The organism is Pseudomonas sp. CAU 1711, assembly GCF_039888625.1.
Lineage (GTDB): Bacteria > Pseudomonadota > Gammaproteobacteria > Pseudomonadales > Pseudomonadaceae > Aquipseudomonas.
Genome location: NZ_JBDQQT010000004.1, coordinates 125,135 through 144,393 on the forward strand (window position 1 = coordinate 125,135; position 19,259 = coordinate 144,393).

Consider the following 19,259-nt stretch of genomic DNA (forward strand, 5'->3'; position numbering starts at 1 on the left):
GCCTCCCTCGCGGACAGGCGGACACCGACGCGGATGGCGAGACGCCCGGACGGGCACTCCACGGCCTGGAAGCTCATGCTGCTCCTGCTAAATAGAGAAGGGAGGAAAACGGGCGCCGGCGAGTTTAACACAGGCTTTCGGCGGACCAAGCAGGGCGTCGCGACACCTTGGAATAGGGGCTATGCAGATATTTTCTGACCTTCAAGTCAGATTTAGTTGACCTGAAAGTCAGAAAACTTTAACTTGACCTCAACCAGCTCTTCGCCACAACAAATACAATGCCTGGAGGTCGTTCTTGATCCAGTTCCTTCTCAACGGCGAGTTGCGCAGCGAGCGCCAACTCGACCCCAACGTCACCGTCCTCCAGTACCTGCGCGAGCATGCGGGCAAACCCGGCACCAAGGAAGGCTGCGGTTCGGGCGACTGCGGCGCCTGCACCGTGGTGGTCGGCGAGCTCGAGGGTGATCCGAACCGGGAGCGCATTCGCTATCGCACCCTCAACGCCTGCCTGACCTTCGTCGCCTCGCTGCACGGCAAGCAGCTGATCACCGTGGAAGACCTGCGCCACCAGGGCAAGCTGCACCAGGTGCAGCAGGCCATGGTCGACTGCCATGGCTCGCAGTGCGGCTTCTGCACCCCGGGCTTCGTCATGAGCCTGTTCGCCCTGCAGAAGAGTCGGGCCGCGTCCGGCGCCGAGGGCTTCGACAAGGCGCAGACCATGGAAGCCCTGGCCGGCAACCTGTGCCGCTGCACCGGCTACCGGCCGATCATCGACGCCGCCGAGCAGGCCTGCTGCAACCGCCAGCCGGACCAGTTCGATGCCGCCGAGGCCGAGACCGTGGCCCGCCTCAAGGCCATCGCCCCGCGCGAAACCGCCGAGCTGAACAGCGGCGACAAGCGCTGCCTGCTGCCGCTGACCGTGGCCGACCTGGCCGAGCTGTACAGCGCCACGCCCGAGGCACGCCTGCTCGCCGGCGGCACCGACCTGGCCCTGGAAGTCACCCAGTTCCACCGCGAGCTGCCGGTGATGATCTATGTCGGCCATATCGCCGAGATGAAGCGCATCGACATCAGCGCCGACCACATCGAGATCGGCGCCGCCGCGCCGCTGTCCGATTGCTATGCAGCGCTGGCCAAGGAATACCCGGACTTCGGCGAGCTGCTGCACCGCTTCGCCTCGCTGCAGATCCGCAACCAGGGCACCCTCGGCGGCAACATCGGCAACGCCTCGCCGATCGGCGACGCCCCGCCGCTGCTGATCGCCTTGGGCGCGCAGATCGTCCTGCGCAAGGGCAACCAGACCCGCACCCTGGCGCTGGAAGACTACTTCCTCGACTACAAGGTCACCGCCCGCCAGGAAGGTGAGTTCATCGAGAAGATCCTGGTGCCGCGCAGCAAACCGAACCAGGAGTTCCGCGCCTACAAGGTGTCCAAGCGCCTGGACGACGACATCTCCGCGGTGTGCGCGGCGATCAACCTGACCCTGGTCGACGGCGTGGTGCGCGAGGCGCGCGTCGCCTTCGGCGGCATGGCGGCCATCCCCAAGCGCGCCAGCGCCTGCGAGAAGGCCCTGACCGGCGCCGCCTGGTACCCGGGCTGCATCGAGCTGGCCTGCGAGGCCCTGGCCGAGGACTTCACTCCGCTCAGCGATTTCCGCGCCAGCAAGGAATACCGCCTGCTGGCCGCGCAGAACCTGCTGCGCCGCTGCTTCCTCGAACTGTACTCCCCTGAAGTGAAAACCCGGGTGACCGCCTATGTCTAACCATCACGCCAGCAAATCCCAGGCTGAACTGGCCGAACTGTTCCGCAACGGCATCACCACCGGCGTCGGCCGCAGCGTCAAGCACGAGAGTGCGGACAAGCACGTCAGCGGCGAGGCGGTGTATATCGACGACCGTCTGGAGTTCCCCAACCAGCTGCACGTCTACGCCCGCATGAGCGATCGCGCCCACGCGCGCATCACCAAGCTGGATGTCAGCCCCTGCTACCAGTTCCCCGGCGTGGCCATCGCCATCACCGCCAAGGACGTCCCCGGCCAGCTGGACATCGGCCCGGTGGTCGCCGGCGATCCGCTGCTGGCCGACGGCAAGGTCGAGTACGTTGGTCAGGTCGTCCTGGCGGTCGCCGCCGACAGCCTGGAGACCGCGCGCAAGGCGGCCATGGCCGCCATCGTCGAGTACGAGGACCTGGAGCCGGTGCTCGACGTGGTCGAGGCGCTGCGCAAGAAGCACTTCGTACTGGACAGCCACCAGCACAAGATCGGTGACTCCAGCGCGGCCCTGAGCCGCGCCAAGAACCGCATCACCGGCACCCTGCATATCGGCGGCCAGGAACACTTCTACCTGGAAACCCAGATTTCCTCGGTGATGCCCACCGAGGATGGCGGCATGATCGTCTACACCTCGACGCAGAACCCCACCGAGGTACAGAAGCTGGTCGCCGAAGTGCTCGGCGTGGCCATGCACAAGATAGTGATCGACATGCGCCGCATGGGCGGCGGCTTCGGCGGCAAGGAAACCCAGGCCGCCGGCCCGGCCTGCCTGTGCGCGGTGATCGCTCACCTGACCGGGCGTCCGACCAAGATGCGCCTGCCGCGCATGGAAGACATGACCATGACCGGCAAGCGCCACCCCTTCTACGTCGAGTACGAAGTGGGCTTCGACGACGACGGCCTGCTCAGCGGCATCCAGATGGACCTGGCCGGCAACTGCGGCTACTCGCCGGACCTGTCCGGCTCCATCGTCGACCGCGCCATGTTTCACTCGGACAACGCCTACTTCCTCGGCAACGCCACCATCAACGGTCATCGCTGCAAGACCAACACCGCGTCGAACACCGCCTACCGCGGTTTCGGCGGCCCGCAGGGCATGGTCGCCATCGAGGAAGTGATGGACGCCGTGGCCCGCCACCTCGGCAAGGACCCGCTGGAAGTGCGCAAGCTCAACTACTACGGCAAGGACGAGCGCAACGTCACCCACTACCACCAGACGGTCGAGCACAACGTCATCCATGAGATGACCGCCGAGCTGGAGGCCAGCAGCGAGTACGCCAAGCGCCGCGAGGAAATCCGCGCCTTCAACGCCACCAGCCCGGTGCTGAAGAAGGGCCTGGCGCTGACCCCGGTGAAATTCGGCATCAGCTTCACCGCCACCTTCCTCAACCAGGCCGGCGCGCTGATCCACATCTACACCGATGGCTCGATCCACCTGAACCACGGCGGCACCGAGATGGGCCAGGGCCTCAACACCAAGGTCGCCCAGGTGGTGGCCGAAGTGTTCCAGGTCGACATCGGGCGCATCCAGATCACCGCCACCAACACCGACAAGGTGCCGAACACCTCGCCGACCGCCGCATCGAGCGGCGCCGACCTCAACGGCATGGCGGCGAAGAACGCGGCCGAGACCATCAAACAGCGTCTGGTCGATTTCCTGGTGCGCGAGTACAAGGTCACCCCGGAAGACGTGGAGTTCCGCAACGGCCAGGTGCGCGTGCGCGATCACTTCCTGTCGTTCGAGGAACTGATCCAGAAGGCCTACTTCGGCCAGGTGTCGCTGTCGTCCACCGGCTTCTACCGCACGCCGAAGATCTACTACGACCGCAACAAGGCAGCCGGCCGCCCCTTCTACTACTACGCCTTCGGCGTGGCCTGCTGCGAGGTGCTGGTCGACACCCTGACCGGCGAATACAAGATGCTGCGCACCGACATCCTGCACGACGTCGGCGACTCGCTGAACCCGGCCATCGACATCGGCCAGGTCGAGGGCGCCTTCGTCCAGGGCATGGGCTGGCTGACCACCGAGGAGCTGGTGTGGAACGCCAAGGGCAAGCTGATGACCAACGGTCCGGCCAGCTACAAGATCCCGGCCATCGCCGACATGCCCATCGACCTGCGGGTCAAGCTGGTGGAGAACCGCAAGAACCCGGAACAGACCGTGTTCCACTCCAAGGCCGTGGGCGAGCCGCCGTTCATGCTCGGCATCGCCGCCTGGTGCGCGATCAAGGACGCCGTGGCCAGCCTGGCCGACTACAAGGTGCAACCGCAGATCGACGCCCCGGCCACCCCGGAGCGCGTGCTGTGGGGCGTTGAGCAGCTGCGCAAGCTCAAGCAGAGCAGCAAGGCCGCCAGCGCCGCCGCCGAGATCGAACCGGCCTGACGCGCAGCCCGGATGCAGTCCCCGGATTGCATCCGGGCTACGACCAGCCGCGAACAACGTACGAAACAGGTGTAAAACAATGACAAGACACACCGATGCGAAACCCCAGGAGCAACGGCCGACACCGGTACCGTTGCTGGAGCCCTCGCTGAGCAACTGGCGCCTGCCCCGCCCGGGACAGACCTCGCCGAGCTGGAGGCTGAGCAAATGAGCTGGATCAGTGCCCTCGCCGAACTGCAGCAGCAGGGAGAGCCCTGCGTGTTGGTCACCATCATCGAGGAGCAAGGCTCCACGCCGCGCAATTCCGGCTCGAAGATGGTGGTCACCGCCGAGCGCATCTTCGAGACCATCGGTGGAGGTCACCTGGAATACAAGGCCATGGAAATGGCCCGCGAGATGCTTGCCAGCCGCAGCCAGCAGACCCGCCTGGAGCGCTTTTCCCTCGGCGCCAGCCTGGGCCAGTGCTGCGGCGGCGCCACCGTGTTGCTGTTCGAGCCCATGGGCCAGCCGCAGGCGCATATCGCCCTGTTCGGCGCCGGCCATGTCGGCCGCGCCCTGATCCCCCTACTCGCCAGCCTGCCGCTCAAGGTGCGCTGGATCGACTCGCGCGACGCCGAGTTCCCGGATTACGTCCCCGCCAACGTGGAGAAGGTGGTCAGCGAAGAAGTGGTCGACGAGGTCGACGAGATGCCCGCCGGCAGCTACTTCATCGTCATGACCCACAACCATCAGCTCGACCTGGAACTGACCCAGGCCATCCTCGAACGCGGTGACTTCGCCTACTACGGCCTGATCGGCTCGAAGACCAAGCGCGTCAAGTTCGAGCACCGCCTGCGCGAGCGCGGCTTCGCCGCCGAGCAGATCCAGCGCATGCGTTGCCCCATGGGCCTGCCCGAGGTCAAGGGCAAGCTGCCGGCCGAAATCGCCATCTCCATCGCCGGCGAGATTGTCGCCCAGTACAACGCCCATTTCGGCCTGGACACCCGCAAGGGCAAGTCGACCGTCAGCCGCCTGCTGCCGGACTCGCGCCGCGCCCAGTCCTGAGCCAAGCATTCCGTGCCGGGCATGCCCGGCCGCCGCACGGCCGCCGTGAAGGCCCAGAACCCCGAGAATCGAGATGACGCAAAACCTGAAAGCCTACCGCGCAGCCCTGCTGCACAGCCTCGCCGACCCCGCCGAGGTGGGCGTCGACGCCTCCTACGAATACTTCGCCGACGGCATCCTGCTGGTCGAAAACGGCCGCGTGGTCGAGGCCGGCGCCGCCGAGGCACTGCTGCCGCGGCTCAAGGGCGTGGAAGTGCGCGAGTATCGCGATGCGCTGATCACCCCCGGTTTCATCGACACCCATATCCACTACCCGCAGACTGGCATGATCGCCGCCTACGGCGAGCAGCTGCTGGACTGGCTGAACACCTACACCTTCCCCACCGAGCGTCAGTTCGCCGACAAGGCCCATGCCGCCGACGTGGCCGGCATCTTCCTCAAGGAGCTGCTGCGCAACGGCACCACCACCGCACTGGTGTTCGGCACCGTGCACAAGGAGTCGGTTGACGCCTTCTTCGAGGCGGCCCAGGCGCTGGACCTGCGCATGATCGCCGGCAAGGTGCTGATGGACCGCCACGCCCCGGACTATCTGACCGATACCCCGGAGTCCGGCTATGCCGACAGCAAGGCCCTGATCGAGCGCTGGCACGGCAAAGGCCGCCTGCACTATGCCGTCACCCCGCGCTTCGCCCCGACCAGCACGCCCGAGCAGCTGGAACTGGCCGGCAAGCTGTTCGGCGAGTATCCGGACCTGTACATGCACACCCACCTGTCCGAGAACCGCAAGGAGATCGAGTGGGTCAAGGAGCTGTTCCCGGCACGCAAGGGCTACTTGGACGTCTATGACCACCACGGCCTGATCGGCCCGCGCGCGGTGTTCGCCCACGGCGTGCACCTGTGCGACGAGGAGTGTGCGCGCCTCGGTGAGACCGGCTCGGCGGTGGCCTTCTGCCCCACCTCCAACCTGTTCCTCGGCAGCGGCCTGTTCGACCTGGAGAAGCTGCAGCGCCACGGTGTGCGCGTGGGCCTGGGCACCGACGTCGGCGCCGGCACCAGCTTCAGCCAGTTGCAGTCGCTCAACGAGGCCTACAAGGTCATGCAGCTGCAGGGCAAGAAGCTCGACCCGTTCAAGTCGCTGTACCTGGCTACCCTGGGCGGCGCCCGCTCGCTCTACCTGGACGAGCGCATCGGCAACTTCGCAGCCGGCAAGGACGCGGACTTCGTCGTGCTCGACTATAACGCCACGCCCCTGCTCAGCTACCGCATGCAGCAAGCACGCAGCCTGGAGGAGCGCCTGTTCGCCCTGACCATACTCGGCGACGATCGCGTGGTGCAGGAAACCTTCGCCGCCGGTCGCTCGGTACACCAGCGCGACTGAATGCGACCCAGTGCTGGGTTACGGCCTTTGGCCTAACCCAGCCTAGGTTTGCGGCACAGCGACACCGTAGGCTGGGTAGAGCGACGCGAAACCCAGCAAATCCACCGCAAATGAAAAGGCCCCGCACTGCGGGGCCTTTTCATTACAGCAGAGGTCAGGCGCTGCGCGGCACGCGGGTCGTCTTCTTCTTGCCCTGCAGCAGGTGCGAGAACACCGCATGCAGGTCGTCGGTGGCGCTGTCGTCTTCCAGGTTGAGCTTGGCGTCGACGCTGTCCATGTGACGCATCATCAGCTCCACCGCGCGCTCGACGTCACGCGCCTCGATGGCGTCGATGACCTGGTCGTGTTCGTCGTCCGAGCAATGTGTGCGGCTGCTGCTCTCGTACAGGGCGATGATCAGCGAGGTCTGCGACACCAGGCTGCGCAGGAAGCCGACCAGGGTCTGGTTGCCGCCCGCCTCGGCCAGCTTCAGATGGAACTCGCCGGACAGGCGAATGCCCTTGGCGCGGTCGCCACGGGCGAAGCAGGCGCGCTCCTCCTGCACCATCTGCCGCAGGCCGGCGATCTGCAACGGCGTGGCATGCAGGCAGGCCAGTTCGGTGATGGCGCGCTCGATCATGCGCCGCGCATAGAAGATCTGCCGGGCCTCGTCGGCGCCCGGGCTGGCGACCACCGCACCACGGTTCGGCCGCAGCGACACCACGCCCTCGTGGGCCAGGCGCGACAGGGCGCGACGAATGATGGTACGGCTGACGCCGAAGATCTCGCCGAGGGCTTCCTCGCTCAATTTGGTGCCGGGCGCCAGGCGCTGCTCGAGGATGGCCTCGAAGATGTGCGCGTAGACCACCTCGTCCTGGGTGCCCGCACGCGTGGCCTTGGCGACGCGCGGGGTCTTGCTCAGAGATTGCACTGCTTCGTTCATGTGGCTCACGTGAGAGGAATAGGAAATCTCGTTGGCGCGACACTACGCCGAAGACCGGGCCGTTGACCAGGGGTTCAGCGTATGGGGCGCGCGATAAACATTATTGTACACAAAACAACGAGCATGGCCACGCAAGTCAATTACCGTGCGGCCTCTAGCGCCTCAGCCGGAGCATAGAAGATTTTCAATGGAGATTTCTCGGGCTTTTTCCAAAACATTAATTGACTTTTTTGTACACAAAAAGATAATCCGACTGCACACTTTCTGACTTTTAGGTCAGGAATAGGCACGGCCCCGTGAGGCAACGCACCTCCAGTCGACTCACTGCGCAAGGAACACAGGTAACCAGCCAGACGAGCGACTAACGACAAACAACGAGAGGTACCTGCTGTGGAAAGCGCGAAACAACAAGAACAAGAACCCTTTGTGGCCTATTCCTCGAAACGAGGGCTGCTCGAGAGGCTGTTCAAACTCAGCGAACATCGAACCACCATCAAGACCGAGCTGATCGCCGGCCTGACGACCTTCGTCACCATGGCCTACATCATCTTCGTCAACCCCAACATCATGGCTAACGCCGGCGTCGACCATGGCGCAGCCTTCGTCGCCACCTGTATCGGTGCGGCACTGGGCTGCTTCCTCATGGGTCTTTATGCCAACTGGCCGGTCGGCCTGGCGCCGGGCATGGGCCTCAACGCCTTCTTCACCTACACGGTGGTCGGTGAGATGGGCTACAGCTGGCAGATCGCCCTGGGCGCGGTATTCATCTCCGGCGTGCTGTTCATGATCATGAGCCTGTCGAAGATTCGCGAGTGGCTGCTCAACAGCATCCCTATGAGCCTGCGCTTCGCCATGGGCGCGGGGGTCGGTCTGTTCCTCGGGCTGATCGGCCTGAAGACCGCCGGCATCGTCGTCGATAGCCCGGCCACCCTGCTGACCATGGGCTCCTTCGGCGAACCCTCGGCTCTGCTGGCCGCCATCTGCTTCCTGATGATCGCCGTACTCAGCCACCGCAACGTGTTCGGCGCCATCCTCTTCAGCATGCTGGCGGTCACCGCGGTGGGCTGGATGCTCGGCCTGGTCGAGTACAACGGCCTGGTCTCCATGCCGCCGAGCCTGGCTCCGACCTTCCTCGCCATGGACATCGCCGGTGCCTTCAATATCGCCATGGTCAGCGTCATCCTAGCCTTCCTCTTCGTCAACATGTTCGACACCGCCGGCACCCTGATGGGCGTCGCCCACCGCGCTCACCTGGTCGACGAAGACGGCAAGATCCAGAACCTGTCCAAGGCCCTGAAGGCCGACAGCACCTCCAGCGTGATCGGCGCCATGGTCGGTTGCCCGCCGGTGACCAGCTATGTCGAGAGCGCCTCGGGCGTCGCCGCCGGCGGCCGTACCGGCTTGACCGCCGTAGTCGTCGGCCTGCTGTTCCTCGCCGCGATGTTCTTCGCCCCGCTGGCCGGGATGATCCCCGCCTACGCCACTGCCGGCGCGCTGATCTACGTCGCCATGCTGATGATGAGCGGCATGGGCCACATCGACTGGAAGGATCACACCGACACCATCCCGGCCATCGTCACCGTAGTGATGATGCCGCTGACCTTCTCCATCGCCAACGGCATCGCCCTGGGCTTCCTCACCTATGCCACGCTCAAGCTGCTGACCGGCCAGCGCGACAAGGTGTCCGTCAGCCTCTATGCGCTGTGCATCATCTTCATCGCCAAGTTCGCCTTCCTCTGAGGTCGAACCGAACTTGCGAAGCCCCGGTAGCGATACCGGGGCTTCTGCATTTTCGAGAAACGGACCGTAGGCTGGGTTAGCCCGAAGGGCGTAACCCAGCGATGGCGCCAAGCCGCTCCCATCGCAGGGTTTCGCGTTGCTCTACCCAGCCTACGCGGGCCGGCGAGCAGCCCGGGAGGCCCTTGCAAGACGCCAAGCCCGACGGGGGTACCGCCTACACGGCCAGCGTAAACGCAAAAGAAAGCCCGCTCGAGGCGGGCCGCAATACACCTAGGAACGGTGGCAGTGACTAGCTGCCGCGATAGGTCGAATAGCTGTAGGGCGAGATCAGCAGCGGCACGTGGTAGTGATCCTGCTGCTCATTGATGCCGAAACGCAGCACCACCACATCGAGAAAAGCCGGTTCTGCCAGCTGCACACCGCGAGCGCGGTAATAGTCACCGGCATGGAAGTGCAACTGGTAGACGCCGCTGCGATAGTCCTCGCCTTGCAGCAAAGGCGCATCGCAGCGCCCGTCGTCGTTGGTCTTTGCCCGCGCCACCAGCTCCAGCCCGGCAGGCTCTACCCGATACAGCTCGATGCTGATATCGCGCCCGGGGCTGCCGTGTGCGGCATCCAGTACATGTGTCGTCAATCGTCCCATGCGTTCGATCCTCTACATTTATGGCCGTGACCGGGTCGCCTGGCGATCCGGCCTGTTCGGCGAACACTATAGAACAGTAGTCGATATTTTTGTACACAATCACATCATCAAAACATCGCCATCAATGCCGAAAAGCCGGTTACAGAATCGGCGATACGTCTCCAGCCAGCGACACAGGCAGGCGATTCATGGCGATTTTCCGATTTACATTGTGTCATTTGTTTTGTATACAATTAGCAAGGCCGCACAACCTGACAGAATCGGTGAGGCGGTATCCACCCAATGAAGGAAATCTCACGTGAGCGCTGACTATCCTCGTGACCTGATCGGCTACGGCAGCAACCCTCCCCATCCGCACTGGCCGGGCGACGCACGCATCGCCATCTCCTTCGTGCTCAACTACGAGGAAGGCGGCGAGCGCTGCGTACTGCATGGCGACAAGGAGTCCGAAGCCTTCCTCTCGGAAATGGTCGCCGCCCAGCCTTTGCAGGGCGCGCGCAATATGAGCATGGAGTCGCTCTACGAGTATGGCAGCCGCGCCGGCGTCTGGCGCCTGCTCAAGTTGTTCAAGCGCCATGACATTCCACTGACCATCTTCGCCGTCGCCATGGCCGCCCAGCGCCACCCCGAGGCCATCCGCGCCATGGTCGAGGCCGGCCACGAGATCTGCAGCCACGGCTATCGCTGGATCGACTACCAATACATGGATGAAGCCCAGGAGCGCGAGCACATGCTCGAGGCCATCCGCATCCTCACCGAGCTGACCGGTGAACGCCCGCTGGGCTGGTACACCGGGCGCACCGGCCCGAACACCCGCCGCATCGTGCGCGAGGAAGGCGGCTTCCTCTACGACAGCGACACCTACGACGACGACCTGCCCTACTGGGACCCAGAGAGCAGCGCCGACAAGCCGCACCTGGTGATCCCCTACACCCTGGATACCAACGACATGCGCTTCACCCAGGTGCAAGGCTTCAACTGCGGTGACGACTTCTTCAATTACCTGCAGGACGCCTTCGACACCCTCTACGCCGAGGGTGAGGCCGGCGCGCCGAAGATGCTGTCGATCGGCATGCACTGCCGCCTGCTCGGCCGTCCGGCACGCATCGCCGCGCTGGCCCGCTTCATCGACTACGTGAAGAGCCACGACAAGGTCTGGTTCGCCCGTCGTGTCGACATCGCGCGTCACTGGCATGTCACCCATCCGTTCAAGAAAGAGAGCGTGAAATGAGCCGCTTCCAGACCCTGACCCCCTCCAGCCTCGACCGCGAGGCCTTCGTCGCCGCCTTCGCCGAGATCTACGAGCACTCGCCCTGGGTGGCGGAGCGCGCCTATGACCTCGGCCAGGACGCCCAGATCGACGATATCGACGGCCTGCACCAGCGCATGGCCGACATCCTGCTCAGCGCCAGCCACGATCTGCAGCTGGCCCTGATCAACGCTCACCCGGACCTGGCCGGCAAGGCAGCCATCCGCGGCGAGCTGACCGCCTCCTCCACCTCGGAGCAGGCCGGCGCGGGCATCCACGAGTGCACAGCCGAGGAATTCGCCCGTTTCACCGAACTCAACGATGCCTACAAGGCCAAGTTCGGCTTCCCCTTCATCAAGGCGGTGAAAGGCAGCAACCGGCACCAGATCCTGGCGGCCTTCGAGGAGCGCATCCACAACTCCCCGGAGCAGGAATTCGCCACGGCCCTGGCCGAGATCAACAAGATCGCGCTGTTCCGCCTGCAGGCACTCTGACTGCAGTCGACACCGCCCCTTACACCTCTGAATAAGCAGAAAAACATGCGTACTCTGAAGATCGAACCGTTGACCAAGGAAGCCTTCGCGCCTTTCGGTGATGTCATCGAAACCGACGGCAGCGACTACTTCATGATCAACAACGGCTCCACCCGTCGCTACCACAAGCTGGCCACGGTAGAGACCGTGCAGCCCGAAGACCGGGCGATCATCAGCATCTTCAGTGCCGAAGCGCTGCAGATGCCGCTGCGCGTACGCATGCTGGAGCGCCATCCGCTGGGCAGCCAGGCCTTCATACCGCTGCTCGGCAACCCCTTTCTGGTCGTGGTCGCGCCACTTGGCGATGTACCTGTACCGGGTCTGGTCCGTGCCTTCCTCACCAATGGCAGGCAGGGCGTTAATTACCATCGCGGCGTCTGGCACCACCCGGTGCTGACGATCGAAAAGCGGGATGACTTCCTGGTGGTTGATCGCAGTGGTTCCGGCAACAACTGCGACGAGCATTACTTCACCGAGGACGAGCAACTGCTCCTCGACCCCCACCAATAAGAGAAGCCCTTCGGGTTGCGTGTGGCCCGACGGGAAAGAGGTAACGACTGTGGAAGCACATTTGACTGAATGGCTGAACCTCGGCATTCGCTGGGTTCACATGATCACCGGTATCGCCTGGATCGGTGCATCCTTCTATTTCGTCTGGCTGGAGAACAACCTCAACCGCAGCAACCCGCGCGAAGGGCTGTCCGGTGATCTCTGGGCCATCCACGGTGGTGGCATCTACCACCTGGAAAAATACAAGCTGGCACCGCCGAAGATGCCGGAGAACCTGCACTGGTTCAAATGGGAGGCCTACTTCACCTGGCTGTCGGGCGTCGCCCTGCTGATGGTGGTGTACTACCTCAACCCCAGCCTGTACCTGATCAAGCCTGGCGTGGAACTGGCCCCGGCGGCCGCCATCGCCATCGGAGCCGGCTCCCTGCTGGTCGGCTGGCTCGTCTACGACCTGTTGTGCGACTCGCCGCTGGGCAAGACGCCCGCCCTGCTCGGCCTGGTGCTGTTCGTGCTGATCATCGGCGCGGCCTGGGGCTTCTCCCAGGTGTTCAGCGGCCGCGGTGCCTACATCCATGTCGGCGCGCTGATCGGCACCATCATGGTCGGCAACGTATTCCGCATCATCATGCCGGCCCAGCGCGCGCTGGTTAAGGCCATCGAAGATAACCGCGAACCCGATCCGGTGCTGCCGGCCAAGGGCCTGCTGCGCTCGCGCCACAACAACTACTTCACCCTGCCGGTGCTGTTCATCATGATCAGCAACCACTTCCCGAGCACTTACGGCAGTCAGTACAACTGGCTGATCCTGGCGGGCATCGCGGTGCTGGCGGTACTGATCCGCCATTACTTCAACACCCGCCACGACAGCAACAAGTACGCCTGGACCCTGCCGGCCGGCGCCCTGGGCATGGTCTGCCTAGCCTTTGTCACCTCCCCCAGCTACAAGGCCAGCAGCGCCCCGATCGCCAGCCAGGCCCCGGCCGCGCAGGAACAGCACGCGACCGTAGCGACCAAGGAGACGGTTCAGGTGAACAAGGTGGAAGAAGTGCAGGCCCCTGCCGTTCCGGCACAGACCGCCACGGCAGCACCGGAGCTGGAGAAAGTGGTCAGCGTGATCCACGAACGCTGCACCGTGTGCCACTCGGCCAAGCCGACCAGCCCGATGTTCAGCAGCGCGCCGGGCGGCGTGATGCTCGACACCGCTCAGGAGATACAGGCCAACGCGGCACGCATCCAGGCCCAGAGCGTCGCCTCGCAGGTCATGCCGCTGGGCAACATGACCCAGATGACCCAGGAAGAGCGCGACCTGATCGGCGCCTGGATCGCCCAGGGCGCGCGCATCGACTGATCTACCACGACGGGCCGCATCGCCTCCCGCGGCCCGCGCTTCGTGCCCGCCTCACAAGCGGGCTTTTTTATCCTCAAACCTTCCGGCCGCACACACCGGCGGCCTTCCACGCCCGCCGTCCTGGCGGGCGCTTTTTAGCCATTGCCGCACAGCGGCAAGACGTCGCCGCCCATGGCCGGATTCGACGCGAGCGCTCGCGCGTCAGTGAATCGGCAGCTCGACACCCTCGAAGAGCTCGTCCAGTTCCACCTTGGTATGGCACTGCACGGCCTTGGCCAGCACGTCACGGGTCAGGTGCGGGGCGAACTTCTCGATGAAGTCGCACATGAAGCCGCGCAGGAAGGTGCCGCGACGAAAACCTATCTTGGTCACGCTGGGCTCGAACAGCTCGCTGGCGTCGAGCACCACCAGGTCGCCGTCGAGCCTGGCATCGACCGCCATGCGCGCGACTATGCCGACACCCAGCCCCAGACGCACATAGGTCTTGATCACGTCGGCATCGGCCGCGGTGAACACCACCTTGGGCGTCAGCCCGCGATGACTGAAGGCCTCGTCCAGCTTGGAGCGGCCGGTGAAGCCGAACACATAGGTGACGATCGGGTGCTCGGCCAGCGCTTCCAGGGTCAGCTTGGGCAGCTTGGTCAGGGGATGCCCCTGGGGCACTATCACGCAACGGTTCCAGCGGTAGCAGGGCATCATCACCAGGTCGCCGAACAGCTCCAGGGCTTCGGTGGCGATGGCGAAGTCCACCGTGCCATCGGCCGCCATCTCGGCGATCTGCATCGGCGTACCCTGATGCATGTGCAGGGCGACCTCCGGGTACTGCTTGATGAAGCTGCCGATCACCGGCGGCAGCGCGTAGCGTGCCTGCGTGTGGGTAGTGGCGATGGACAAGGTGCCCTTCTTCTCGTTGGAGAACTCCTGGGCTATCTGCTTGATGCTCTCGACCTTGCGCAGTATCTCCCCGGCGGTGGTGATAATCCGCTCCCCTGCCGGCGTCACCCGGGTCAGATGCTTGCCGCTACGGGCGAAGACTTCGACGCCGAGCTCGTCCTCCAGCAGGCGTATCTGCTTGCTGATGCCCGGCTGCGAGGTATAGAGGCTCTGTGCAGTGGCTGAAACATTGAGCTCATGGTGCGCCACTTCCCAGATGTAGCGCAGCTGCTGCAGCTTCATAAGAATCCCTCGAAAGCAGATAGACGCCAGCCGAATTTGCCGGCGCAGCGATATAACCATATTAACGGTTTAGAGATTAAAGCTAGACGGTTTTTCGCGCCGTGCATGCCGTTCGTCTAACCACTGGCGATAAGCCGCCTATCGATGCTGCAGCATGGGTACCAGATAGACAGGCGTCTCCGCCAATTGCAGCAGTCGCGCCGCGGTGCGCCCCAGGGGGGTGTCATGGGCGGCGCCATGGCTGTGGCTGCCCACGATCAACAGGTCGACACCCAGCTTGCGCGCCTCTTCGAGTATCACCTGCGGGGGATCGCCCTGTGCCACGCGCACGCTGCGGATCAGCTGCATATCCTGCTGGGGCTCGCCCATCTCATCGCGGAAGGCCTCCAGCACACGCTGCTCGATGCTCTCCATCACGGTGCTCAGCCCCTTGCTGCGCAACTCCTGCAGCGTGCTCTCGTCCAGGTAGGTCTGCAGCACCGACTCGGCGAACAGCCCCATGGGCTCCACCGCGTGCACCACATGCAGCTCGGCATGGAAGGCCCGCGTCAGCGCCAGGGCATGCTGCAAGACGTAGGGCGCATAGAGCCCCAGGTCGGTGGCATAGAGAATCGAACGCAACATGCGGCCTCCCTGACTGACGGCTAGGGTCTTAAATGAGCTTAGCAGCGCGCGGGATGCGGGCTAGCGCGGCCCATGGGCGCACGACCGCTCACGGAAGAATGTGCAGGGCCGCATCAGTCCATGGCCCGCCGATGCGAGCGATACATCAGGGCAGCTCCTCGGGCTCGCGACTCAGCGCCTGCTCGATGGCCATGGCCAGGTCGGGCTGGCGTAGAGCGACCGACAGGGCGCCAAGGAATTGACCCTCATGGATCAGGAACAGGCTCGGCAGATGAAAGACGCCATAACGCTGCACCAGACCGCCGTTGCGCCCTGCATCGACCCAGCACAGGCGCTGGATCGCAAGCGGCATGCACGGCAGTTCGCGGCGCGCCCAACGGCAATTGGCACAACCCATGCTGGTGAAAATAAGCAGGGAGCTGCCCGGCAGATCCAGCAAGCAGTGGTCGGCATCGAGGTCGGTCAGTTCCAGGCTGGGCACTATACTGTTCATGACTGATGTCAAAAGCATGGCATCCGGAGTAGTCGAAATGCGTCGTTTTCTGCGTCATCCAAGCGACATGCCGGTGGAGCTGGTTCAGCGCAAACATGCCTTCCTGCCGAAGCAGCGCCTGAACAATATCAGCCTGGGCGGGGTGGCATGCAATTCCAGCAAGGGCTTCCGCAGGGGCACCGCCATCGAGATGCGCATCCCCCTGTTCGGCGAGCAGGCGCGCTACCCCGGGGTGGTGGCCTGGTGCCGCAAGCAGGCCGATCACTATCTGGTGGGCATCGCCTTCATCGACGAAGACACCCTGTTCCGCGCCCGCATGGTCGAGCAGATCTGCCAGATCGAGCACTACCGCCACCAGCGCGAAGAGGAGCTCGGCAAGCAACTGGAGGTCGAGGACGTGGCCCGCGAGTGGATCGCCCTGCACGCGGCCGAGTTCCCCAGCGCGCAAATCCACTAGATTCGCGCCCCGCGGCCATTGTCGAGGCGCCCCGGAACGCGTTAAGGTTCCTGTCCCCCGCTGCGCCCACTGATTTCGCCTGAAGAGGCGCTCGGCTCCCGTGACCTGACGAGTACCACGATGGCTGATTTACCGATTGACGATCTCAACGTTTCGTCCAATGAAACCCTGATCACCCCGGCGCAGCTCAAGCGCGAAATCCCCCTCACCGAAGCCGCCCAACGCACTGTCGCCCAAGGCCGGCAGGTGATCCGCGACATTCTCGACGGCAAGGACCACCGCCTGTTCGTGGTGGTCGGCCCCTGCTCCATCCACGACGTCAAGGCCGCCCACGAGTACGCCGAACGCCTCAAGGTGCTGGCCGCCGAGCTGTCCGACAGCCTGTTCCTGGTCATGCGCGTGTACTTCGAGAAACCGCGCACCACGGTCGGCTGGAAGGGCCTGATCAACGACCCCTACCTGGACGACTCGTTCAAGATCCAGGACGGCCTGCATATCGGCCGCCAGCTGCTGCGCGATCTAGCCGAGATGGGCCTGCCGACCGCCACCGAGGCGCTCGATCCGATCTCCCCGCAATATCTGCAGGACCTGATCAGCTGGTCGGCCATCGGCGCGCGCACCACCGAATCCCAGACCCACCGCGAGATGGCCTCCGGCCTGTCCTCGGCCGTGGGCTTCAAGAACGGCACCGACGGCGGCTTGACCGTGGCGATCAACGCCCTGCAGTCGGTCTCCAGCCCGCACCGCTTCCTCGGCATCAACCAGGAGGGCGGCGTCTCCATCGTCACCACCAAGGGCAACGCCTACGGCCATGTGGTGCTGCGCGGCGGCAACGGCAAGCCGAACTATGACTCGGTCAGCGTCGCCATCTGCGAGCAGGAGCTGAGCAAGGCCAAGATCCGGCCGAACATCATGGTCGACTGCAGCCACGCCAACTCCAACAAGGACCCGGCCCTGCAACCGCTGGTCATGGAGAACGTGGCCAACCAGATCCTCGAAGGCAACAATTCCATCGTCGGCCTGATGGTGGAGAGCCATCTGGGCTGGGGCAATCAGTCTATTCCGAAGGATCTCGGCGACCTCAAGTACGGCGTTTCCATCACCGACGCCTGCATCGACTGGGAAGCCACCGAGAAGACCCTGCGCAGCATGCACGCCAAGCTCAAGGATGTGCTGCCCAAGCGCCAGCGCCGCTGAACGAGCGCCGTAACGAAAACGCCGGGCAGTGCCCGGCGTTTTTCATTGTGCGACGACTCAGTGCCTGAGTTGCTGACGCTGGCGCCGCTCCAGATAGCGTTCCACATAGGAACAGGAGGGAATCACCGTGTAGCCCATGGTTTCTGCATACTCCAGGGCCTGCTCGGTCAGCGCCGCGGCAATGCCGCGGCCGCGCAGCGGGTTGGGCACGAAGGTGCGATAGATGTCGAGCGTCTGCTTGCCCAGATCCATATAGGCCAGATAGGCGCGGTGACCGTCGATCACGGCCTCGAACTGGTGACCCGCCTGGTCATGGTGGATGGACAACGCTTGACTCATTTCAACTCCTCAACGAGCACTAGAACAGAACCCTTACCTTATCGATCTTTTCCAGGCGAAGAAACATCTCTGCCGAACCCGTACCGAACTGCACGCTCAGGAAGGCCCTGTCGTTCTCCACCTTATGCAGCACTCCCTGGTAATAAGTGCCGTCATAAGTAATGAACTGTAGACGCTTACCCGCATGGCTGGCCAGACTCGCCACGCTGACGAACTCATACTGCTTGCCCGGCTGAACAGTATCGCCGCCCTCCGCCCTGACCAGTTCGTTCGGTTCGGGCTTGGCCACCGCCCGGGGATCGACCCAGGAAAACGCCAGAGGTTCCACCGACTGCTGGTTGATCAGCAGCACCGGGCGCAGCATGGCGATCACATCCTTGGGCTCGAAGAAGCGCAGCCCCTCGTCCAGCGTGGCCCACTCACTCGGGGTCAGCTCCACGCGCAGCGATTGCGGGTCCCTGTAGTAGGCCTCCAGGGCTTTAAGCAGAGCGGGGTCGAGCGCAATGCGCTGGCCACGCAGCGACTTGTCCAGATGCTCCAGACTGGTCTGCAGGTACTGCTCCTCCGACTGGCCGAGTTTGGCGGCGCAGTAGCTATTGATCTTGCGCTGATACTGGTTGTCGTTGATTTCCAGCGTGATGGTGGAGATCCGCGGCGGGTTGACCCGCAGGTCTCCGGGCGTTTCGGGCATGTTCACCAGGGTGAAACTCAGCCGGTAATCGCTCATGTCGCGGGTATCGGCATTGAGGTTGAAGGTCAGGGTCTGCGCACCCGGCTGGAACAGGTAGGAGAACTGGCCGTCCGTTTCCAGGGTGCGATAGCCCATATCCAGCAGTTCATCGACGCCGATGCGCTTGGCCCTGCCACAGGCCGCGCTGGTGACAGCGCCGTACAGATCCGGCTGGGCCGGCATCTGATGGATCATCTCCATGAACGGGCCATGCACGTCCAGCTCAAGCCCCTTGATATTGACGGCCATCTGCTCGGGGAACTTGCCCGCCTCCAGTCGCTCCTTGAACGACAGCAGGTCCTTCAGTCCCTTGAACTGCAACTCTGCATGGGCAATGCGGATTTCGTCGCGGAACATCGGAATGGCCATCTCGATGCCCTCGATACCGACCCGCCCATCGAATGAGGAGGTGATGCCCTCATAGCTGAGATTGACGGCGGGCGACATGCGCGCGATGGCATCGTCCATGATCGAGCGCACCGATAACCAAAGTGACGCCTTGATCAGCAAAGCGACGGCGAGAATGGCCAGGAGGCCCCACTTGATGAGTTTCGACATGCGAACGTCCCTGCACTAGTTGCGAAAACTTCCTGCCCCAATGGCGCGGACGATCTTAACAGGCCAGCACAATGCCAGCCACACTCCGGGAAAGCCCCCGAACGCTCAAAACTGTATGTTTTTTAAACAAAAAACAGTAACGACCGAGCAATCTAAAAAAATTT

At 63.8% G+C, this 19,259-nt stretch carries 18 protein-coding genes; 11 read left to right on the forward strand and 7 right to left on the reverse strand.

Features of this window, described 5'->3' with window-relative positions; translation table 11 throughout:
* Positions 1-295 precede the first annotated feature (295 nt).
* The 4 genes from xdhA (at position 296) to guaD (ending at position 6,576) form a co-directional block, all read left to right on the forward strand.
* The gene (xdhA, locus tag AAFN46_RS05750; protein WP_347807734.1) at positions 296-1,762 is read left to right on the forward strand and encodes a xanthine dehydrogenase small subunit; all 1,467 of its coding nucleotides are present in this window, start codon (positions 296-298) and stop codon (positions 1,760-1,762) included.
* Positions 1,755-4,154 (forward strand): xanthine dehydrogenase molybdopterin binding subunit, encoded by a 2,400-nt coding sequence (xdhB, locus tag AAFN46_RS05755; protein ID WP_347807735.1) that lies wholly within the window; start codon positions 1,755-1,757, stop codon positions 4,152-4,154. The genes xdhA and xdhB overlap by 8 nt, the downstream gene beginning before the upstream one ends.
* Before the next feature lie 207 nt (positions 4,155-4,361).
* A complete protein-coding gene (gene xdhC, locus AAFN46_RS05760; protein WP_347807736.1) occupies positions 4,362-5,198 on the forward strand; it encodes a xanthine dehydrogenase accessory protein XdhC in 837 nt (278 codons plus the stop codon).
* A 73-nt stretch (positions 5,199-5,271) separates the two neighbouring features.
* Positions 5,272-6,576: a guanine deaminase gene (guaD, locus tag AAFN46_RS05765; protein ID WP_347807737.1), complete on the forward strand. Its 1,305-nt coding sequence runs from the start codon at positions 5,272-5,274 to the stop codon at positions 6,574-6,576.
* Positions 6,577-6,730: 154 nt separating this feature from the next.
* Here the strand turns inward: guaD and AAFN46_RS05770 are convergent, their stop codons facing one another.
* Positions 6,731-7,498 (reverse strand): GntR family transcriptional regulator, encoded by a 768-nt coding sequence (locus AAFN46_RS05770; protein ID WP_347807738.1) that lies wholly within the window; start codon positions 7,496-7,498, stop codon positions 6,731-6,733.
* Positions 7,499-7,888: 390 nt separating this feature from the next.
* Here AAFN46_RS05770 and AAFN46_RS05775 point away from each other — a divergent pair, with 390 nt between their 5' ends.
* Positions 7,889-9,238 carry an NCS2 family permease gene (locus AAFN46_RS05775; protein ID WP_347807739.1) on the forward strand — a complete coding sequence of 450 codons (1,350 nt, stop codon included), beginning with the start codon at positions 7,889-7,891 and terminating at the stop codon, positions 9,236-9,238.
* A 289-nt stretch (positions 9,239-9,527) separates the two neighbouring features.
* Here AAFN46_RS05775 and uraH read toward each other — a convergent pair whose 3' ends face one another.
* The gene (uraH, locus tag AAFN46_RS05780; RefSeq protein WP_347807740.1) at positions 9,528-9,881 is read right to left on the reverse strand and encodes a hydroxyisourate hydrolase; all 354 of its coding nucleotides are present in this window, start codon (positions 9,879-9,881) and stop codon (positions 9,528-9,530) included.
* Positions 9,882-10,179: 298 nt separating this feature from the next.
* Between uraH and puuE the strand changes: the two genes are divergently transcribed.
* From puuE to AAFN46_RS05800, 4 genes are read left to right on the forward strand one after another with little or no spacing between them, the layout of a single operon-like run.
* On the forward strand, positions 10,180-11,112 hold the full coding sequence (puuE, locus tag AAFN46_RS05785; RefSeq protein WP_347807741.1) for an allantoinase PuuE: 933 nt from the start codon (positions 10,180-10,182) through the stop codon (positions 11,110-11,112).
* A complete protein-coding gene (gene uraD / locus AAFN46_RS05790; RefSeq protein ID WP_347807742.1) occupies positions 11,109-11,624 on the forward strand; it encodes a 2-oxo-4-hydroxy-4-carboxy-5-ureidoimidazoline decarboxylase in 516 nt (171 codons plus the stop codon). The genes puuE and uraD overlap by 4 nt, the downstream gene beginning before the upstream one ends.
* A 45-nt stretch (positions 11,625-11,669) precedes the next feature.
* Entirely contained in the window at positions 11,670-12,173 is a 504-nt protein-coding gene (locus tag AAFN46_RS05795; RefSeq protein WP_347807743.1) for an ureidoglycolate lyase, read from the forward strand.
* A 49-nt stretch (positions 12,174-12,222) separates the two neighbouring features.
* On the forward strand, positions 12,223-13,521 hold the full coding sequence (locus tag AAFN46_RS05800; protein WP_347807744.1) for a urate hydroxylase PuuD: 1,299 nt from the start codon (positions 12,223-12,225) through the stop codon (positions 13,519-13,521).
* Between the two features lie 201 nt (positions 13,522-13,722).
* On the opposite strand, the gene cysB is transcribed toward AAFN46_RS05800, so the two are convergent.
* The 3 genes from cysB to AAFN46_RS05815 form a co-directional block, all read right to left on the reverse strand.
* On the reverse strand, positions 13,723-14,697 hold the full coding sequence (cysB, locus tag AAFN46_RS05805) for an HTH-type transcriptional regulator CysB (protein WP_347807745.1): 975 nt from the start codon (positions 14,695-14,697) through the stop codon (positions 13,723-13,725).
* 138 nt (positions 14,698-14,835) lie between these two features.
* Positions 14,836-15,321 (reverse strand): universal stress protein, encoded by a 486-nt coding sequence (locus tag AAFN46_RS05810; RefSeq protein WP_347807746.1) that lies wholly within the window; start codon positions 15,319-15,321, stop codon positions 14,836-14,838.
* Between the two features lie 145 nt (positions 15,322-15,466).
* A complete protein-coding gene (locus tag AAFN46_RS05815; protein ID WP_347807747.1) occupies positions 15,467-15,814 on the reverse strand; it encodes a thioredoxin in 348 nt (115 codons plus the stop codon).
* 37 nt (positions 15,815-15,851) lie between these two features.
* Between AAFN46_RS05815 and AAFN46_RS05820 the strand changes: the two genes are divergently transcribed.
* Positions 15,852-16,271 carry a PilZ domain-containing protein gene (locus AAFN46_RS05820; RefSeq protein WP_347807748.1) on the forward strand — a complete coding sequence of 140 codons (420 nt, stop codon included), beginning with the start codon at positions 15,852-15,854 and terminating at the stop codon, positions 16,269-16,271.
* Between the two features lie 120 nt (positions 16,272-16,391).
* On the forward strand, positions 16,392-17,468 hold the full coding sequence (locus AAFN46_RS05825) for a 3-deoxy-7-phosphoheptulonate synthase (protein ID WP_347807749.1): 1,077 nt from the start codon (positions 16,392-16,394) through the stop codon (positions 17,466-17,468).
* Positions 17,469-17,525: 57 nt separating this feature from the next.
* Here AAFN46_RS05825 and AAFN46_RS05830 read toward each other — a convergent pair whose 3' ends face one another.
* Together AAFN46_RS05830 and AAFN46_RS05835 are read right to left on the reverse strand one after the other, a co-directional pair.
* A complete protein-coding gene (locus tag AAFN46_RS05830; protein WP_347807750.1) occupies positions 17,526-17,807 on the reverse strand; it encodes a GNAT family N-acetyltransferase in 282 nt (93 codons plus the stop codon).
* Positions 17,808-17,826: 19 nt separating this feature from the next.
* On the reverse strand, positions 17,827-19,095 hold the full coding sequence (locus tag AAFN46_RS05835) for a hypothetical protein (RefSeq protein WP_347807751.1): 1,269 nt from the start codon (positions 19,093-19,095) through the stop codon (positions 17,827-17,829).
* Positions 19,096-19,259: the final 164 nt, after the last annotated feature.

Coding starts and splice junctions, on each gene's coding strand:
- AAFN46_RS05820 (WP_347807748.1), top strand. CDS start 15,852: ATGCGTCGTTTTCTGCGTCATCCAAGCGACATGCCGGTGGAGCTGGTT.
- uraH (WP_347807740.1), bottom strand. CDS start 9,881: ATGGGACGATTGACGACACATGTACTGGATGCCGCACACGGCAGCCCC.
- AAFN46_RS05770 (WP_347807738.1), bottom strand. CDS start 7,498: ATGAACGAAGCAGTGCAATCTCTGAGCAAGACCCCGCGCGTCGCCAAG.
- cysB (WP_347807745.1), bottom strand. CDS start 14,697: ATGAAGCTGCAGCAGCTGCGCTACATCTGGGAAGTGGCGCACCATGAG.
- uraD (WP_347807742.1), top strand. CDS start 11,109: ATGAGCCGCTTCCAGACCCTGACCCCCTCCAGCCTCGACCGCGAGGCC.
- AAFN46_RS05825 (WP_347807749.1), top strand. CDS start 16,392: ATGGCTGATTTACCGATTGACGATCTCAACGTTTCGTCCAATGAAACC.
- AAFN46_RS05830 (WP_347807750.1), bottom strand. CDS start 17,807: ATGAGTCAAGCGTTGTCCATCCACCATGACCAGGCGGGTCACCAGTTC.
- AAFN46_RS05810 (WP_347807746.1), bottom strand. CDS start 15,321: ATGTTGCGTTCGATTCTCTATGCCACCGACCTGGGGCTCTATGCGCCC.
- AAFN46_RS05795 (WP_347807743.1), top strand. CDS start 11,670: ATGCGTACTCTGAAGATCGAACCGTTGACCAAGGAAGCCTTCGCGCCT.
- AAFN46_RS05815 (WP_347807747.1), bottom strand. CDS start 15,814: ATGAACAGTATAGTGCCCAGCCTGGAACTGACCGACCTCGATGCCGAC.
- AAFN46_RS05835 (WP_347807751.1), bottom strand. CDS start 19,095: ATGTCGAAACTCATCAAGTGGGGCCTCCTGGCCATTCTCGCCGTCGCT.
- guaD (WP_347807737.1), top strand. CDS start 5,272: ATGACGCAAAACCTGAAAGCCTACCGCGCAGCCCTGCTGCACAGCCTC.
- xdhC (WP_347807736.1), top strand. CDS start 4,362: ATGAGCTGGATCAGTGCCCTCGCCGAACTGCAGCAGCAGGGAGAGCCC.
- xdhB (WP_347807735.1), top strand. CDS start 1,755: ATGTCTAACCATCACGCCAGCAAATCCCAGGCTGAACTGGCCGAACTG.